The organism is Pseudomonas sp. BT76 TE3572, from assembly GCF_050435365.1.
Lineage (GTDB): Bacteria > Pseudomonadota > Gammaproteobacteria > Pseudomonadales > Pseudomonadaceae > Aquipseudomonas > Aquipseudomonas fluorescens_W.
The window spans coordinates 4,708,813-4,725,039 of the sequence record NZ_JBNDKE010000001.1 but is presented as its reverse complement, the minus strand read 5'-3'; the positions used below and the strand labels follow the sequence as shown (position 1 = coordinate 4,725,039).

Annotated in this window: 15 protein-coding genes; 4 read left to right on the top strand and 11 right to left on the bottom strand. The window is 58.5% G+C overall.

Going from position 1 to position 16,227, the window contains the following annotated elements:
* Positions 1-91: 91 nt before the first annotated feature.
* Entirely contained in the window at positions 92-1,240 is a 1,149-nt protein-coding gene (locus ABH912_RS21385; protein ID WP_429511592.1) for a hypothetical protein, read from the bottom strand.
* Positions 1,241-1,387: 147 nt separating this feature from the next.
* On the opposite strand from ABH912_RS21385, the gene ABH912_RS21380 reads away from it, so the two are divergent.
* The gene (locus ABH912_RS21380) at positions 1,388-2,311 is read left to right on the top strand and encodes a hypothetical protein (RefSeq protein ID WP_429511591.1); all 924 of its coding nucleotides are present in this window, start codon (positions 1,388-1,390) and stop codon (positions 2,309-2,311) included.
* A gap of 144 nt (positions 2,312-2,455) precedes the next feature.
* Here ABH912_RS21380 and ABH912_RS21375 read toward each other — a convergent pair whose 3' ends face one another.
* The 6 genes from ABH912_RS21375 to dadA all read right to left on the bottom strand — a co-directional run bounded on the left by ABH912_RS21375 (position 2,456) and on the right by dadA (position 8,583).
* Positions 2,456-4,378, bottom strand: a complete 1,923-nt coding sequence (locus tag ABH912_RS21375) for an acetyl-CoA hydrolase/transferase C-terminal domain-containing protein (protein ID WP_429511590.1) — start codon at positions 4,376-4,378, stop codon at positions 2,456-2,458.
* Positions 4,379-4,512: 134 nt separating this feature from the next.
* A complete protein-coding gene (locus ABH912_RS21370) occupies positions 4,513-4,926 on the bottom strand; it encodes a c-type cytochrome (RefSeq protein WP_033059396.1) in 414 nt (137 codons plus the stop codon).
* Between the two features lie 181 nt (positions 4,927-5,107).
* Complete coding sequence (locus ABH912_RS21365) at positions 5,108-5,656, bottom strand: cupin domain-containing protein (RefSeq protein ID WP_008150195.1); 549 nt, start codon at positions 5,654-5,656, stop codon at positions 5,108-5,110.
* Between the two features lie 127 nt (positions 5,657-5,783).
* On the bottom strand, positions 5,784-6,857 hold the full coding sequence (gene alr, locus ABH912_RS21360; RefSeq protein ID WP_429511589.1) for an alanine racemase: 1,074 nt from the start codon (positions 6,855-6,857) through the stop codon (positions 5,784-5,786).
* A 96-nt stretch (positions 6,858-6,953) separates the two neighbouring features.
* The gene (locus ABH912_RS21355) at positions 6,954-7,307 is read right to left on the bottom strand and encodes a RidA family protein (RefSeq protein WP_429511588.1); all 354 of its coding nucleotides are present in this window, start codon (positions 7,305-7,307) and stop codon (positions 6,954-6,956) included.
* Positions 7,279-8,583 carry a D-amino acid dehydrogenase gene (gene dadA / locus ABH912_RS21350; RefSeq protein ID WP_074880408.1) on the bottom strand — a complete coding sequence of 435 codons (1,305 nt, stop codon included), beginning with the start codon at positions 8,581-8,583 and terminating at the stop codon, positions 7,279-7,281. The genes ABH912_RS21355 and dadA overlap by 29 nt, the downstream gene beginning before the upstream one ends.
* 156 nt (positions 8,584-8,739) lie before the next feature.
* On the opposite strand from dadA, the gene ABH912_RS21345 reads away from it, so the two are divergent.
* Entirely contained in the window at positions 8,740-9,228 is a 489-nt protein-coding gene (locus tag ABH912_RS21345; protein WP_003177284.1) for an Lrp/AsnC ligand binding domain-containing protein, read from the top strand.
* 126 nt (positions 9,229-9,354) lie between these two features.
* Here the strand turns inward: ABH912_RS21345 and ABH912_RS21340 are convergent, their stop codons facing one another.
* Positions 9,355-9,708: a YkgJ family cysteine cluster protein gene (locus ABH912_RS21340; protein WP_007947437.1), complete on the bottom strand. Its 354-nt coding sequence runs from the start codon at positions 9,706-9,708 to the stop codon at positions 9,355-9,357.
* A gap of 147 nt (positions 9,709-9,855) precedes the next feature.
* On the opposite strand from ABH912_RS21340, the gene ABH912_RS21335 reads away from it, so the two are divergent.
* Positions 9,856-11,169 carry an NAD(P)/FAD-dependent oxidoreductase gene (locus tag ABH912_RS21335; RefSeq protein WP_429511587.1) on the top strand — a complete coding sequence of 438 codons (1,314 nt, stop codon included), beginning with the start codon at positions 9,856-9,858 and terminating at the stop codon, positions 11,167-11,169.
* Between the two features lie 183 nt (positions 11,170-11,352).
* Here ABH912_RS21335 and ABH912_RS21330 read toward each other — a convergent pair whose 3' ends face one another.
* Positions 11,353-11,598 carry a DUF1127 domain-containing protein gene (locus ABH912_RS21330; protein WP_429511586.1) on the bottom strand — a complete coding sequence of 82 codons (246 nt, stop codon included), beginning with the start codon at positions 11,596-11,598 and terminating at the stop codon, positions 11,353-11,355.
* 179 nt (positions 11,599-11,777) lie between these two features.
* Here ABH912_RS21330 and ABH912_RS21325 point away from each other — a divergent pair, with 179 nt between their 5' ends.
* Entirely contained in the window at positions 11,778-13,202 is a 1,425-nt protein-coding gene (locus tag ABH912_RS21325) for a PLP-dependent aminotransferase family protein (RefSeq protein ID WP_429511585.1), read from the top strand.
* Positions 13,203-13,222: 20 nt separating this feature from the next.
* Here the strand turns inward: ABH912_RS21325 and ABH912_RS21320 are convergent, their stop codons facing one another.
* The gene (locus ABH912_RS21320) at positions 13,223-13,798 is read right to left on the bottom strand and encodes a hypothetical protein (protein ID WP_429511584.1); all 576 of its coding nucleotides are present in this window, start codon (positions 13,796-13,798) and stop codon (positions 13,223-13,225) included.
* A 27-nt stretch (positions 13,799-13,825) separates the two neighbouring features.
* Positions 13,826-16,216 carry a fimbria/pilus outer membrane usher protein gene (locus ABH912_RS21315; RefSeq protein ID WP_429511583.1) on the bottom strand — a complete coding sequence of 797 codons (2,391 nt, stop codon included), beginning with the start codon at positions 16,214-16,216 and terminating at the stop codon, positions 13,826-13,828.
* Positions 16,217-16,227: the final 11 nt, after the last annotated feature.

Here is a 16,227-nt window from a genome sequence, read left to right as displayed (position 1 = left end):
TCCGCTTGGACAACTCGGTCAACTGTGGGTGCGAGCTTGCTATCGATGAACGATGACGCGTTGTTTCAGTGGTTACTCGGGGAGTTCGATTTCAAGCCTTTGGCACATCCATTCTGTAACCCGCCCCCGGCGCTCCTTCATGCAACGCCGCCTGAATGTCCGCATACAAGGCGTTCGCCTCAGCAGTAGTGATTGATCGCGAACAATCACGCAGCACCACGCGTAGAAGCACATTCTCCTGGCCCGGTAGCAGCCCGAGGCGCTCAATTGCCTGCGCGGGCAAATCCGAAAACTCCCAACGCCCCTTGACCTGCATCTCCTCGATCCAGTCAGAGCAGTCTCCGGCCGCCTGCAGCATCCTTTCGGTCAATACTTCTTCGCTCAGCCCCGGCGTTACCGCCAACGAAATGTCACGAGCAATCGACGGCAGACGAGATACCGTCGTCCATGGATTCAGATCATGCATCTGCGCCTGCACCCGAACGTTCTGATCGCGCAGCAAGCGAATATCCGGGATGCCTTTGCGCAACATCGTCAGGCGATCCAGCCCCATCCCGAGTGCCAGCCCTCCATGGCGCGCCGGATCAATCTTTAAGCGCTCCAACAAAGACCTCGCAATACGGCCGCACTCCAGCACTTCAACCGGAGCACCGTCATTCAACATGTTCACTTCGATTCCGCCCTCCGTGTAGTGATGCGGACTGTCGCTGTAGACCCAAGGCATCTCTGGAACGGCGGACTTGAGGATGTCGCCGACCAGACGCAACAGATGTTCATGCGTTGCCAGTTCCAGATCACCCAGCACCCAGATATCCATTTGATGCGGTTCCGCACAATGCCAACGATCCCGACTGTCACGGCGGAAAGTAATACCTGGTGCGGCCAGCAAGATCGTTTGGCCCGGTTGCCGCACCTGAGCCGCACGCTGAAGCGCTGCCGGAATCTGACTGGTGGTTTGTGTTCGCAACAGTGAGCACTCATCGACCCAGCGGGTGTGTTCACTCCCGAGCGTGACCTCTGCCGGGTCATAACCGAGCAAACCGTAATTTTCTTCAGCGGACACAATCCGCGGCCCCGTCTGTAACTGTGCTTTAGGCCAGCCTTTTTCAGCGAGTCCTTGGAGGACTTCATTTAGCAGCAGCCGAACGGCGTGATCGGGATCGTTTGATTCGGTTAGATCAACCAATAATAGGGCCTGATGGACAGACGTGTCTGACAGGTATTTCTTTGATGCGTGCACTATATGATCCTCAATCTACAATTGAATATTGAGCCAAAAAACCAAGCCCATAAATAAACCTAACGACACAAGATCATCTACAACAACCCAAAAAATGAAAATATCAAATTTTCAGAACAGGACTACAGATACGCCTTACACAAATAATTGCTGCCGACGAATATTATATCCACACTCTTTGGTCATGAAGAGTTATCTATTATTGCGGACTCAGAGGACTTCCTCAGAGAATGTGCTCTCCTAGGATTCAATACAGCCAATATTTTTGAACTGGAGAAACTACCAAAAAACAGTATTATTTTTTCTTTTAGCAATGACGCCGTAAAAATGACGTTTGACCTAGCAAAAAACACAAAAAGCAAGAAAAGCGTTTTCTGCGTAACTCAAGTGTTCGAGCCCACCGTCGATGCTGCGCTCTATAGCCTGAAGCTCTTGCTGAGTAGCAATTTTGAACATGCCTTATGCACACAACGATCCGTGTTAAACATGCTCAACTCACATGATTCATTTTTCCTTTCTGGTAACGACGCCGACGCGCAGGTTTCTATTTTTCCGCATGCCCAGGCTTACGCATTGCTTGCAGAGGACGTGTCTTACGACTTTGTTCAGTCAGTAGCAGAGTTTTTTGAAGTTCACTACGCACACATGCATCCAGAAGACCCCTGCCCGTTTTCTTTTACTGGAACATTGAAAATCGAGGGAATATTGACTGTACTTAGAAAACCTAATCCGATATTGCCAGAGGGCTTGAAAGCCTCACTTAAATGGCTGAGCGATCGAATATCTGAGGAGGGTGCGCTCTTATCAATTAAAGACAACACCATCACTTCACTAACAATAAAAAACGAGGAGCACGTAAAACTTCTGGATCTTGCGGCCGGCCCTCGTGGACTTAAGCTAACGGAATTCGCCATCGGGGTAAACGAGGCTATTGCGTCGAATATTGATTACAAGATTAACTCACAAATGAATGAAGGTATCAGTGGAGTTCATTTAGCTATAGGTGATGGATCTTCCGGTTATCACATAGACTTCCTTAGTCCATCCGTGAGCGTAAGCCCAACACACTAATTAATTGAGTAACAATCCCGTAAGAGTTCATATCACCTGTTCTATATCTCCTGCCGCAACAACGCCTGGCATACTCCCCCTATGGCGCGTCGTCGAATACATAGCTATCGCGCGCGCCCCCTGAAATGGATCCCTGTTTGGCGGCTACTGCGCGGTGGCTTTCAGACCAGTGAGCAATAGCCGCTGAAACAAATCCTCTTTCAGCCCTTCCGGGTTGGTCAGCTGCATCCGCTCCAGATGCTCGGGAAACGATGAAGGCTCTGGCGCATCCAGCGCTGCCTTGCCCAGTTCCAGAATCTCCGTGAGCTTGAACTTGCTCTTCAACCAGTTTAGCGCCCGCAATAGGTCCTTCTCCTCAGCGGTGAAGTCACAACCCAACGGATACTCCGGAAACAACTGCGGATGCCGCGCCTGGATGGCCTGCAAGCGCTGCGGACTGTTGTCGGCAAACCGTGGATCAATACGGAAACTTTTCGGTAACTTGCCGACGGCCTGAGCCTGTTCGATCAACCCCGGCTGGAAACGTGAGTCGCTGATGTTCAGCAACGCCTCGATCACCGCCGCATCGGTCTTGCCCCGTAGATCGGCGATGCCGTACTCGGTGACCACGATGTCTCGCAGGTGACGCGGGATCGTGCAATGGCCGTACTCCCAGACGATGTTCGAACTGACCTCACCGCCCGACTCGCGCCAGCTGCGCAGGAGCAGCACCGAACGCGCCCCTTCCAGCGCATGGCCCTGCGCAACGAAGTTGTATTGCCCGCCGACACCGCTGAGCACCCGCCCGTCTTCGAGCTGATCGGCCACGCCGGCACCCAGCAAGGTCATGGTGAATACGGTGTTGATGAAGCGCGCATCGAGGCGCTGCAAGCGTTTGAGTTCTTCCTGACCGTAGAGCTCGTTGATGTAGCTGATGCGGGTCATGTTGAACTCGAGCCGCTTGCTGTGCGGCAGCTCGCGCAATCGCTCATAGAAACTGCGTGGCCCAAGGAAGAAACCGCCATGCACCGAGATGCCGTCAGTTTGCGCGGCTTCGTCCAGCGTGCCGGCATTCGCCTGTTGCTGGGTCGGCACATCGGGGTAGACCTTGCGCCGCACGATCCCGGCGTCGGCCAGCACCAGCAAGCCGTTGACGAACATTTCGCTGCAACCGTAAAGGCCCTTGGCGAAGGGTTCGACGCCGCCTTCGCGGTCGATGAGTTGCGCCCACTGGCTGAGATTGACGTCCGCCAGCAGTGCCTTGTAACCGTCATTGTCGGCCTGACGCGCCAGCAGCGCAGCGGTCAGGGCATCGCCCACGGCGCCAATGCCGATCTGCAAAGTGCCGCCATCGCGCACCAGCGTGCTGGCGTGCAGCCCGATGAAGTGATCCTGGGTACGCACCGGCATGTTCGGCGTGGAGAACAGCGTGGTGCTGTCCTTCTCGTCGATCAGCAAGTCGAACGTGTCGATACCGATTTCGGCATCGCCGGGCATGTACGGCAAATCATTGTGCACCTGGCCCACCAGCAGGATCGTCTCCCCCGCCGCCCGACGCTTGGCGATCATGGGGAAAAGGTCGAGGGTGATGTCCGGGTTGCAGCTCAGGCTCAGGCGGTCGGGATGTTCGCTGTGGCTGGCCACCAATTGCGCCACCAGGTTCAACCCGCCGGCGTTGATGTCCCGCGCCGCGTGGCTGTAATTGCTGCTGACGTAATCCTGCTGGGCCTGTGCGCTGTGGAGCAGGCTGCCGGGCTGCATGAAGAATTGCTGAACATGGATGTTGGGCGGCAGGCTGTCGCGATGCAGGTCGGCCAGGAAATCCAGTTCCGGATAGTCGCCGAAAACCCGCTCGATGAAGGGCTCCAGAAAACGCTTTTGCAAACCGTCGCCCAAGGAAGGACGGCCCAGGCACAGGGCGGTGTAAATCGTCAGCTGCCGTTCGGGCAACTGCGCGATGCGTTGAAACAGCGCGTTGACGAAATGGTTGGGTTTGCCCAGACCGAGAGGCAGGCCCATGTGGATATGCGCCGGCAACCGTGCCAAGACATCATCGACCGCTTGCTCGATAGAACACAGCTGCACCATCTGATCCTCCCTTACATTCCGTGAATTGGGGTTGGACCGAGCTTGCCGGGTCTTTGCTGCAATGAATAGCCTCGGGTGTAAATCGCAGGCACAAAAAAGCCGCTCGAAAGCGGCTTTTTGATGAAAATGAAGGCTTATTTCAGGCCGGACATCTTCTGGATGGCGCCTTTGAGCTCGGCGTCTGCGCAATCGGCGCAGGTCCCTTTTGGCGGCATCGAGTTGATGCCGGAGATCGCCTTGGCGAGCAAACCGTCAACACCGCCTTCCTTCTTGGCGCGCTCGCCCCAAGCGGCAGCATCACCGATTTTCGGCGCGCCCAACAGGCCGGTGCCGTGGCAAGCGTTGCAGTGTTTGGCAATCACTTCGTCAGGCGTTTTGGCACCACCGCCGCCAGCAGAAGCGGCAACTTCCATCCCCTTGCATTCTTTACCCGTCACACAAACCTGGCCGACGGGCTCAAGGCGTTTAGCAATTTCGTCGTTGGTCGCAGCTTGAGCGCTGACTGCCCAAAGGGCCAATACGGTTGCTGGTACGGCCAGCATTTTCATAATTAGATTCACGCGTTCACCCTCAATGGTGGCTAGTCACGCCCACGGCCACGGTTCGCAGGCGGGCGCAAGTATAACGGTAAGCCCGCCACACTGAAACAACCCTAAAGTCGGAGGGGTCTTATGCGTGGCGGAAAAACAACTCGGGCACCTCCGCAATACTGGCGGGACGCCTCTTTTCTTAGAAATTCGCTGGAGTCGCTGCGCTGATTAGTCGCGCTGGCGCATCGAACGGATTACGGAAACGGTGCGGTTTAGTACTTTCAAAGTAGTAGCTGTCGCCGGCTTCGAGCACAAAAGTTTCAAGCCCTACCACCAGTTCAAGTCGACCTTCGAGCAAAATCCCGGTTTCCTCGCCCTCATGGGTGAGCATCTCGTCACCGGTGTCGGCGCCTGGCGGGTAGATTTCGTTGAGGAACGCGATGGCCCGGCTCGGATGAGCCCTGCCGACCAGCTTCATGGTCACTGCACCATCGGAAATATCGATCAGCTCGTTGGCTTTGTAGACGATCTGAGTCGGTTTTTCCTGCAGGATCTCTTCGGAAAAGAACTCGACCATCGACATGGGAATCCCGCCCAGTACCTTCCTCAGCGAACTGATCGAGGGGCTGACGCTGTTCTTCTCGATCATCGAAATGGTGCTGTTGGTGACGCCCGCGCGCTTGGCGAGTTCACGCTGGGAAAGTCCTTTGAGCTTACGGATGGATTGCAGTCGTTCACCGACGTCCAATGCTGGAGCCTCCAGGGATTCAGGTTGTAGGAATATTGAGCGTTATCATGGCGACAGCGTTCAGTATTTACAACACTTGGACCTGAATCCTGTTCGGTGAAGCGACTTTCGGTCGGGACGCTTTGACCTAAGCCCCGGAATAGAGCATTGGCACCCGGCGCAGGTTGCAGAAGATCTGGTAAGGAATCGTGCCCGCAGCCTCGGCCACGTCACTGGCGAGAATGTTTTTGCCCCACAACTCGACGGTCGAACCGAGGCCGGCTTGCGGCACATCGGTCAGGTCGATGCAGAGCATGTCCATCGACACCCGGCCAATCAACTGGCTGCGCTGCCCGGCAACCATCACGGGCGTACCGGTCGGTGCCTGACGTGGGTAGCCATCGGCGTAACCCATCGCCACCACGCCCACACGCATCGTTTTCTGGGTGATAAATGTAGCGCCGTAACCGATCGGCTCGCCGGCCGGCAGTTCTCGCACGCAAATCACTTTCGATTCGAGGGTCATCACCGGTTGCAGTCGGGACGCCACGGCGTTGGCTTCTTCAAACGGAGTCGCGCCGTAGAGCATGATGCCCGGGCGAACCCAATCACTTGGAATCTGCGGCCAACCGAGCACTGCCGGCGAGTTACGCAGGCTGACCTCGGCCGACAAACCCTGACGCGCCGCTTCGAACACGACAACCTGGTCGACACTGGCCTGACTGTGCAGCTCATCGGCCCGGGCGAAGTGGCTCATCAGAACAATCTTCGCCACCTTGCCGCTGGCCAGCAGCCGTTGATAGGCCGCCTGATAATCATTTGGATGCAAGCCCACCCGATGCATGCCCGAATCGAGCTTGAGCCAGACCGTGATCGGCTTGCTCAGTGCAGCGTTCTCGATGGCTTCGAGCTGCCACAGCGAATGCACCACGCACCAGAAGTCATGCTCGACGATCAGCGACAACTCATCAGCTTCGAAAAAACCTTCCAGCAACAACACCGGCGCACGAATGCCCGCGGCTCGCAGCTCCAACGCTTCTTCGATACAGGCTACGGCGAAACCATCTGCTTCGGCTTCCAGCGCCTGGGCGCAACGCACCGCGCCATGACCGTAGGCATCGGCCTTGATCACCGCGAGGGCCTTGGCCCCCGTGACTTCACGGGCAATTTGGTAGTTGTGACGCAGGGCTTGAAGGTCGATCAGGGCACGGGCTGGACGCATGGCGGCAGACTTCTAGGCGGTCATGGGAATAAAAACCGGCGCTGGCTGACGGCGTGGACCGCCCGTAGCACCGGGAGAGGGATCTTTCTGACGGGTTTATGGCAGAGCGGCGACAACCGACAGCTCGACCAGGATTTCCGGTTCGCACAGCTTCGATTCAACGGTGGCACGGGCCGGTGCGACGCCTTTTGGCAGCCACTTGTCCCAGACCGCGTTCATGCCTTCAAAGTGTGCATCAATGTCTTTCAAGTAAATCGTCACCGACAGCAGGCGATTCTTGTCGGTCCCGGCCAGATCCAGCAAACGCTCGATGTTGGCAAGCGTTTCACGGGTCTGCTGTTCAATCCCGGCGTTCATATCGTCGCCGACCTGCCCTGCCAGATACACGGTACCGCTGTGGACTACGATCTGGCTCATGCGCTCATTGGTGAGCTGGCGCTGGATTGACATGTTTTGCAGACTCCTGAAGTTTTTTTCCATAACGGGAAATATCGAGGCCTTCGGCGCTGATTTGCGGCGTTTTCTTCGCCATCAGATCGGCCAGCAAGCGACCGGAACCGCACGCCATGGTCCAACCCAGCGTGCCGTGACCCGTGTTCAAAAACAGATTGCTGAACGGCGTAGCACCCACGATCGGCGTGCCGTCCGGCGTAGTCGGACGCAGACCGGTCCAGAAACTCGCCTGGGCCAGATCGCCGCCCTGAGGATAGAGGTCGTTGACGATCATCTCCAGGGTTTCGCGCCGACGCGGGTTCAGCGACAGGTCAAAACCGGCGATTTCCGCCATGCCGCCGACGCGGATGCGATTGTCGAAACGGGTGATCGCGACCTTGTAGGTCTCATCGAGGATAGTCGATGTCGGGGCCATTGCCGGGTTGGTGATCGGCACGGTCAGGGAGTAACCCTTGAGCGGATACACCGGGGCCTTGATGCCCAGCGGCTTGAGCAGTTGCGGCGAGTAGCTGCCCAGGGCCAACACGTAGCGATCAGCGGTTTCCAGCTTGCCGTCGATCCAGACACCATTGATGCGATCACCGGCGTAGTCGAGGCGTTGAATGTCCTGGTCGAAGCGGAATTCCACACCCAGTTTGGTAGCCATTTCGACCAGGCGGGTGGTGAACATCTGGCAATCGCCGGTCTGGTCGTTCGGCAGGCGCAAGGCACCGGCGAGGATGTCGGTGACGCTGGCCAGGGCCGGCTCAACGCGGGCAATGCCGGCGCGGTCGAGCAGTTCGAACGGCACGCCGGACTCTTTCAGCACGGCGATGTCTTTCCAGGCGCCGTCAAGTTGAGCCTGGGTGCGGAACAATTGGGTAGTACCGAGGCTGCGGCCTTCGTAGGCAATGCCGGTTTCGGCGCGCAATTCGTCGAGGCAGTCACGGCTGTACTCGGACAGGCGGACCATGCGTTCCTTGTTCACCGCATAACGGCTGGCGGTGCAGTTGCGCAGCATCTGCGCCATCCACAGGTATTGGTCGATGTCGGCGGTGGCCTTGATCGCCAGCGGTGCGTGGCGCTGCAACAGCCACTTGATGGCCTTGAGCGGCACGCCCGGCGCGGCCCACGGCGAGGCATAACCCGGCGAAACCTGCCCGGCGTTGGCGAAACTGGTCTCCATGGCAGCGGCCGGCTGACGGTCCACCACCACCACTTCAAACCCGGCACGCGCCAGATAGTAAGCACTGGTGGTACCGATGACGCCGCTACCCAAGACCATAACGCGCATTTTCATATCCTCATCGCGGCTCGCCGCTGACGTTCGTAGTTGTAAAGCAATGATGTGCGCAGTTTAAAAAAGATTAGGCAGTGCTTTTCACTATATAACTGCCTATATTTGGCGAGAATTCTCGGCAAAAACGCTTTTCACGGAGGCGCATCCCCTATGCGTACCAACACTCAGACCAAACGTGAGCTGGACAAGATCGACCGCAACATCCTGCGGATCCTGCAAGCGGACGGACGTATCTCCTTCACCGAACTGGGGGAAAAGGTCGGGCTCTCGACCACGCCGTGTACCGAGCGCGTCCGGCGGCTGGAGCGCGAAGGGATCATCATGGGCTACAACGCCCGGCTCAATCCGCAGCACCTCAAGGGCAGTCTTCTGGTGTTCGTCGAGATCAGCCTCGACTACAAATCCGGCGATACTTTCGAAGAGTTCCGACGCGCGGTCCTGAAGCTGCCCCACGTGCTGGAGTGCCATTTGGTGTCAGGTGATTTCGATTATCTGGTGAAGGCACGGATTTCCGAGATGGCCTCGTACCGCAAGTTGCTGGGCGACATCCTGCTGAAATTGCCGCATGTACGCGAATCCAAGAGCTACATCGTGATGGAAGAAGTGAAAGAGAGCTTGAGTTTGCCGATTCCGGATTGAAGATTTGTGGTGACTGCACTGGCCCCATCGCGGGCAAGCCCGCTCCCACAAGGACAGCGCCGTACCTGTGGGAGCGGGCTTGCCCGCGATGGGGTCGACTCGGAACAACTGAACCAGCGCCGCAGCTTAAACCAACACCTGGCGGGTCGAAGCCATGTACTCATGAATCTGCTTTTCAACCCGCGGATGAATCAGCTCCACCGGCCCCCGCCCATTCGGGCACGGCAAGGTCTTGGTGGTACCAAACAACCGGCAAATCAGCGGCCGTTCGTCATACACGGTGCAGCCGTTGGGTCCGAGGTGAACGCAATTGAGCTCATCCATCGCCGCGTCCTGCTCGGCGCGGGTCTTGCGCGGCAGGCGGGACATTTCTTCCGGTGAGGTGGTTACCGGCCCACAGCAGTCATGGCAGCCGGGCACGCACTCGAACGAGGGGATCTGCTGCCGTAACGTGCGAATTTTCTGACTGTTGCAGCTCATCGAAGCGGTAACCAAAAGCGGAATAGAGCGGGATTCTGACGTAAAAGCCCTGATCCAGACAGCACCAACCGACCAATGTTGCCGGTGTCCGAAGGTCCGGCTTATGCTCCGTCAAATTTTCTAAACATACGAATCAGGATCACGCGCATGAATGCCGGTGCTCAGCAACCTGCCCCGAACCACCAGCACACTGCCTCTTATTACGCCGCCAGCAGCCTGCCGCAGCCCGATCATCCGGTGCTCACAGGCGACCTGGTGGCGGACGTGTGCGTGGTCGGTGGCGGGTTCTCCGGGTTGAACACGGCGCTCGAACTGGCCGAGCGCGGCTTCAGCGTGGTCCTGCTCGAAGCGCACAAGATCGGCTGGGGCGCGAGCGGGCGCAATGGCGGGCAGTTGATTCGGGGCGTCGGCCATGGCCTTGATCAGTTCGCCAACGTAATCGGTGCGGACGGCGTGCGTCAGATGAAACTCATGGGGCTGGAAGCGGTGGAAGTCGTCCGACAGCGCGTCGAGCGTTTTCAGATCCCTTGCGACCTGACCTGGGGTTATTGCGACCTCGCTAACAAGCCTCGCGACCTTGAAGGTTTTGCCGAAGACGCCGAAGAGCTGCGCAGCCTCGGCTACCGTTACGAAACCCGGCTGCTGCAAGCCAGTGAAATGCATTCCGTTGTGGGTTCCGACCGCTACGTCGGCGGTTTGATCGATATGGGCTCTGGGCATCTGCACCCGCTGAACCTGGCACTGGGCGAAGCGGCTGCGGCCCAGCAGCTCGGGGTGAAGCTGTTCGAACAATCGGCAGTCACCCGCATCGATTATGGCCCCGAGGTCAAGGTTCACACCGCCCAGGGCTCGGTTCGCGCCAAGACGCTGGTGTTGGGCTGCAACGCCTACCTCAATGAACTCAATCCCGAACTCGGCGGCAAGGTGCTGCCCGCCGGCAGCTACATCATCGCCACCGAACCCTTGAGTGAAGCGCTGGCACACTCGCTACTGCCGCAGAACATGGCGGTCTGCGATCAACGGGTGGCGCTGGATTACTATCGGCTCTCGGCAGACCGACGCTTGCTGTTTGGCGGTGCCTGTCACTATTCAGGTCGCGACCCGAAGGACATCGCCGCGTACATGCGGCCGAAGATGCTGGAGGTTTTCCCGCAACTGGCCGGCGTGAAGATCGACTTCCAATGGGGCGGGATGATCGGCATCGGCGCCAACCGTCTGCCGCAGATCGGCCGGCTCAAGGATCAGCCGAATGTGTATTACGCCCAGGCTTATTCCGGTCATGGCGTGAATGCCACGCACCTGGCGGGGAAGTTGTTGGCTGAAGCTATCAGTGGTCAGCAGAGCGGAGGGTTCGACCTGTTTGCCAAGGTGCCGCACATGACCTTTCCGGGTGGTAAGCATTTGCGCTCGCCGTTGTTGGCGTTGGGGATGTTGTGGCATCGGCTTAAAGAGTTGGTCTGAGCCTGATTAAGCGACATGCCCGCCCTTGTAGCAGCTGACGAGCACCGCGAGGCAGCGTTCGGCGGCGAAGCCGTCGCAAATCCTGCAACCGCGCTCTTTCAGGCAAACCGCGGTGTCTGATTTACGACTGCTGCGCAGTCGGACGCAGCCTTCGGCAGCTGCTACAAGGGATCGCATTTCATCTCACAGACGCCAGAAAGGCTTGAGCCCCTCCTCCCGCGCCTGCTCCCGACTCAACCCGATGTCCTTAAGCTGCTCAGTCGTGAGCTCCAGCAATGCCTTGCGCGTGTGCAGACGATGCCAGAACAGACCCCAGCGACCCAGGCCGGACGGCGCATTGCGCATGACCGCCTCGCGTGCACCGTTGATTTGCCCTGCCGCCAGTTCCTGACTGTGTAACGTCAGCCGCACATCGCTCAAGCCGTTCATTTTGATTGCTCCTGTTTACTTGGGTAGCCAGAGCTTTCATGATGCGTCGACGGCAAAAAGCATTACAGATTCAACGAGACTGTATTAACTCCATACAGATTTTGCATTTCAGCGTCTGAATCCTATATTTTCGACCCATCTGTACTGGTTAACCGAACCACCCACACAGAGACTGCGCCATGACCCTTTACGTCAACCTCGCCGAACTACTTGGCACGCGGATCGAACAGGGCTTCTATCGCCCCGGTGACCGGCTGCCGTCGGTGCGGGCGTTGAGTGTTGAACACGGCGTCAGCCTGAGCACCGTGCAGCAGGCCTATCGCGTGTTGGAAGACAGCGGGTTGGCGACACCGAAACCCAAATCCGGCTACTTCGTTCCGGTGGGTCGCGAACTGCCGGAGCTGCCGGCCATTGGGCGCCCGGCCCAGCGTCCGGTGGATATTTCCCAGTGGGATCAGGTGCTGGAGTTGATTCGCGCCGTGCCACGCAAGGACGTCGTGCAACTGGGCCGCGGCATGCCGGACATCACCACGCCGACCATGAAACCGCTGCTGCGCAACCTGGCGCGGATCAGCCGTCGGCAGGACATGCCCGGCCTGTATTACGACAACATCTACGGCACCCTCGAACTGCGCGAACAGATCGCCCGTCTGTTGCTGGATTCCGGTTGCCAATTGACGGCCCACGACCTGGTGATCACTACCGGTTGCCACGAAGCGCTGTCCACCAGCATTCGCGCCATTTGCGAGCCGGGGGATATTGTGGCCGTTGACTCGCCGAGTTTTCACGGCGCCATGCAAACCCTCAAGGGCCTGGGCATGAAAGCCCTGGAAATCCCTACCGACCCGCTCACCGGGATCAGCCTCGATGCCCTCGAACTGGCCTTGGAACAATGGCCGATCAAAGCCATACAGTTGACGCCCAACTGCAACAACCCGCTGGGCTACATCATGCCGGAGTCGCGCAAACGCGCGTTGTTGACACTCGCACAGCGTTTCGACGTCGCGATCATCGAAGACGATGTGTATGGCGAACTGGCTTATACCTACCCGCGACCGCGCACGATCAAATCCTTCGACGAAGACGGCCGGGTCCTGCTCTGCAGCTCGTTTTCCAAAACCTTGGCCCCGGGACTGCGCATTGGTTGGGTGGCGCCGGGGCGTTATCTGGAGCGGGTGCTGCACATGAAATACATCAGCACCGGTTCCACGGCGCCGCAGCCGCAGATTGCCATCGCCGAATTCCTCAAAGCGGGGCACTTCGAGCCGCATTTGCGACGGATGCGGACGCAGTACCAGCGCAATCGCGACTTGATGATCGATTGGGTCACGCGTTACTTCCCGGCCGGCACCCGCGCCAGTCGCCCACAAGGCAGCTTCATGTTGTGGGTTGAACTACCGGAAGGCTTCGACACGCTGAAACTGAATCGTGCGCTGCATGATCAAGGCGTACAGATTGCCGTCGGCAGTATCTTTTCCGCCTCCGGCAAATACCGCAATTGCCTGCGGATGAACTACGCTGCCAAGCCAACACCGCAGATCGAAGACGCGGTGCGCAAGGTCGGTGCCGCAGCGATCAGACTCCTGGCAGAGATTGATCACTGACAGGCGATGCCTTGGCGCGATTACTCCAGCTCAATGCGGATTCGGTTTTCGAGGGTTTTAATATCACGCACCCGGGTCGCCTCCTCATTGATCCGGGCGTCGAGTTCCAATTCCAGATCCCAACGCGTGCCCAGCGCAGCGGCCCCGTTATGCCACGGCATGATCCGCTCACCCGGACGCAACAGACCCGAATCAACGGGGCTCTCCTCGCCTTCTCGCCGCCACGCCATTGCAGCACCATCCAGCCGGGCGGACAGTACGCTGACCTTCAACACTCCATCGCCAAACGGGTAGTGCTGCGTATCCACCCTTGCGCCGTCCAGCCAGATTCTCATCGACGTTGGCGCATCACATTGCACCTGCAACCGGGTGTGCCGCTTGCCCAGGTTCAATAGCTCCCCGGCTGGCGAACGTCCGAGTAACTCCCCGCGAGTGGCCGAACCAAAATCGATCAAGGACGGCGCAAGGGTTAACGTGCAGCGCTCCACAGCCATCGCAGGAATAGCGCAAACAGGCAGAAAAACACTGAACAGCAAGCGAGCGAATATTGCTCGCAGCGTGCGAGGAGTAAACGAAATACCAGGTGGATTTTTCATCGGTAGACCTTGATCAAAATGAACACTTCAAGCCTCCTCGCAGACGCTTTCGGCGGTCTCGAACAACGCCGAAGACTCAGATTTTTGAGCGAGGCTGACATTGAGCCTGCACGATGCCCCGTCGGGCAGCGTCAACCGCAGCTGCATCTCGGGACGGGCGTCGATAAGAAAGATTTTCCCTGCGTCGACGACCGTCGTCAGGTAGCGCTGATCGTCGTCATAAACGCCCACGCCTTGAGTCACCGGCTGACCATCCGCCCGGCGCGCCATTAACAGCACGCGGCGGGCGCTGATGACTGAAAAGTCGAACGCCTGAACCGAGCCACGCCCGGCCTCGACTTCCTGATAGCCATTGAGCACATCGACGCTGCGCGGCAGGCTGGCGGTATCGATCTCGATCCGGCCTGTGCGATAGGCCGGCAGACTGGCCGCGACCGCACGGCCGGCACTGTCAGTCCATACCGGCCCCTGCGGCGTGTGCAGTTTGATGCCGGCATCGTCACCGATCTTCACCAGCCCGAACGTGTCGCGCAACGGATAGGGCGACGGTGTGATGCCATTGGAGTGAATGGCCAAACCACCGCGCATGGCCGCGTCATAACCCGTCGCTCCAGCGCCGCTATGGGAATAGCCGAGGTCGACGCTGGTATAGCGCGGTAACAGACTGAGGCGTCCATTCATATCCGATTGTCCTTCTGCCGCTCGATCGACACCGAGGGTGTAGCCCAGCGTGTCATCGACCTGCTCGCTCAATTGCGCCCCCGTGCGCAGCCCATTTACCCGGTCGTGGCGGGCGTAATTGCTGAGGCTACGTCGCGGGCCCAAGGTAAAACTCAGTGAGGCGAACGCCGCGGTTCCGGGACTGTGTTGCACCGAGGCACCTAAACTTTCTTCCAGCCTCAGCGAAAAGTGAGTGTCCTTGAAGACGCTGGACGACCAGGAAAGTCCCAAGCGAGATTGCGCTCGCCCGTTGACCGTGGCGTTGCGCGAGACCATGGCACCCAACGTCCCCAGCTTATCCAGCGAACCGTTCACCGACGCGCTCAACTGCTGGCTGGCACGTGATTCGGGGGCTTTGCGTTTTTCGTTCCAGGCCGTATCGGTCAGCGTCCGGAAGCCCTCGGTCTGCTGCGAAGCAGTAAGGCCTGCGGACAAGCGGCGGTTGATGGTTGTGCTAATTGAGGCTTGAAGTTGTGAGCCACGCAATTGCACCGCAGGAGTGCTGGAGAAGACATGTTGAGCGCTGATCGTGGTGCGATCAGTCAGCGCCTGCTGGAGGCCCCAGCCGACTGCCTGATACTGACCGGTCCCCATCAGAGCAGCACTCAAATGTGTGCTTGCCCCCCACTGCCAGCTGCGGGTCGTGGCCGCAAACATGGGTGTTTCACGATCATCGCTACCGAACCGGCGAACCTGACCTGCCGCCAAGGTGTAGCCGGTAGGTCCTGCGTTGCTGCCACGGCGCAAGGTTGCCGACGGCACCGTAAATTGATGCTGTGAACCACCGTCCTCGTGCACCGTCACGTCCAGATCGAGGTTGAGACTCAGCAGCGGTAAACCACTTAAGGTAAAAGGACCACTCGGCACCAGGGTCGCGTAAATCACCACACCACTTTGTCGCACCTCGACGCGAGCAGGCGAGTACGCCACCCCTTCGACAACTGTGTTGCTGCCAATCCCCTCGTTGGTCAGGGTGCTGAGTGCGGTTTCCGGCAGTAACTGAACCCCGGTAAACGCGCCACCCGCCAGTAGCGGTACGGCCAAGGTGAGTTGCCCGAACTGTATCCGGGTCTGTTGTTTTTCCCACGTGTGTTCGGCATACGCATACAGATGTTCGGCGCGCCTGACACCCTCGAACGCGCTATAGGATTGTCGGCTGCGTACAAGCCAGTCCCTGCTATTCAGACCGACTTCGGTGTTGAAGTTGCGGTACTGACTGGACTGGCCATTGAATTGCCGGCTGACCAGCAATGCGTCGTAATTCAACAGTCCGGCACTTCCGCCATTGGAGAAGCTGCGTTGCATCGGTACCGGCGATAGCAAGGCATGGGTTGGAACCCGCAAGGCCACTTCTTCTTTACCCGGAAGGAGGCGCACCACAGCCTCGGGAAAGGCTTGGTTGAAGGGCAGGCAGGCGCCAATGTCCTGAGCGTCCAGTGCGCGCTCGGGTGCGTGAATGTCTGCACTGGCCAGCAGCGAGGAGTCCACGCACAGCTCACCGTGTTCATTGAACGTTGCGTGGATGCGCCCCTTCGTCACGCCGTTAACCTCGAGGGTCACCCGCCGTGGGCCTTGCTCGAACCGGGGTGCAAGGCGAAAGTACTGCGCGAGTTGTGGATCGATCCCGCGCGCCTTGAGAACCTGGGCATCAAAGACAACGCCCTCATCCGCCACAACTTTGCCGAGCGCAGCTGCCATGAGAGTGATGC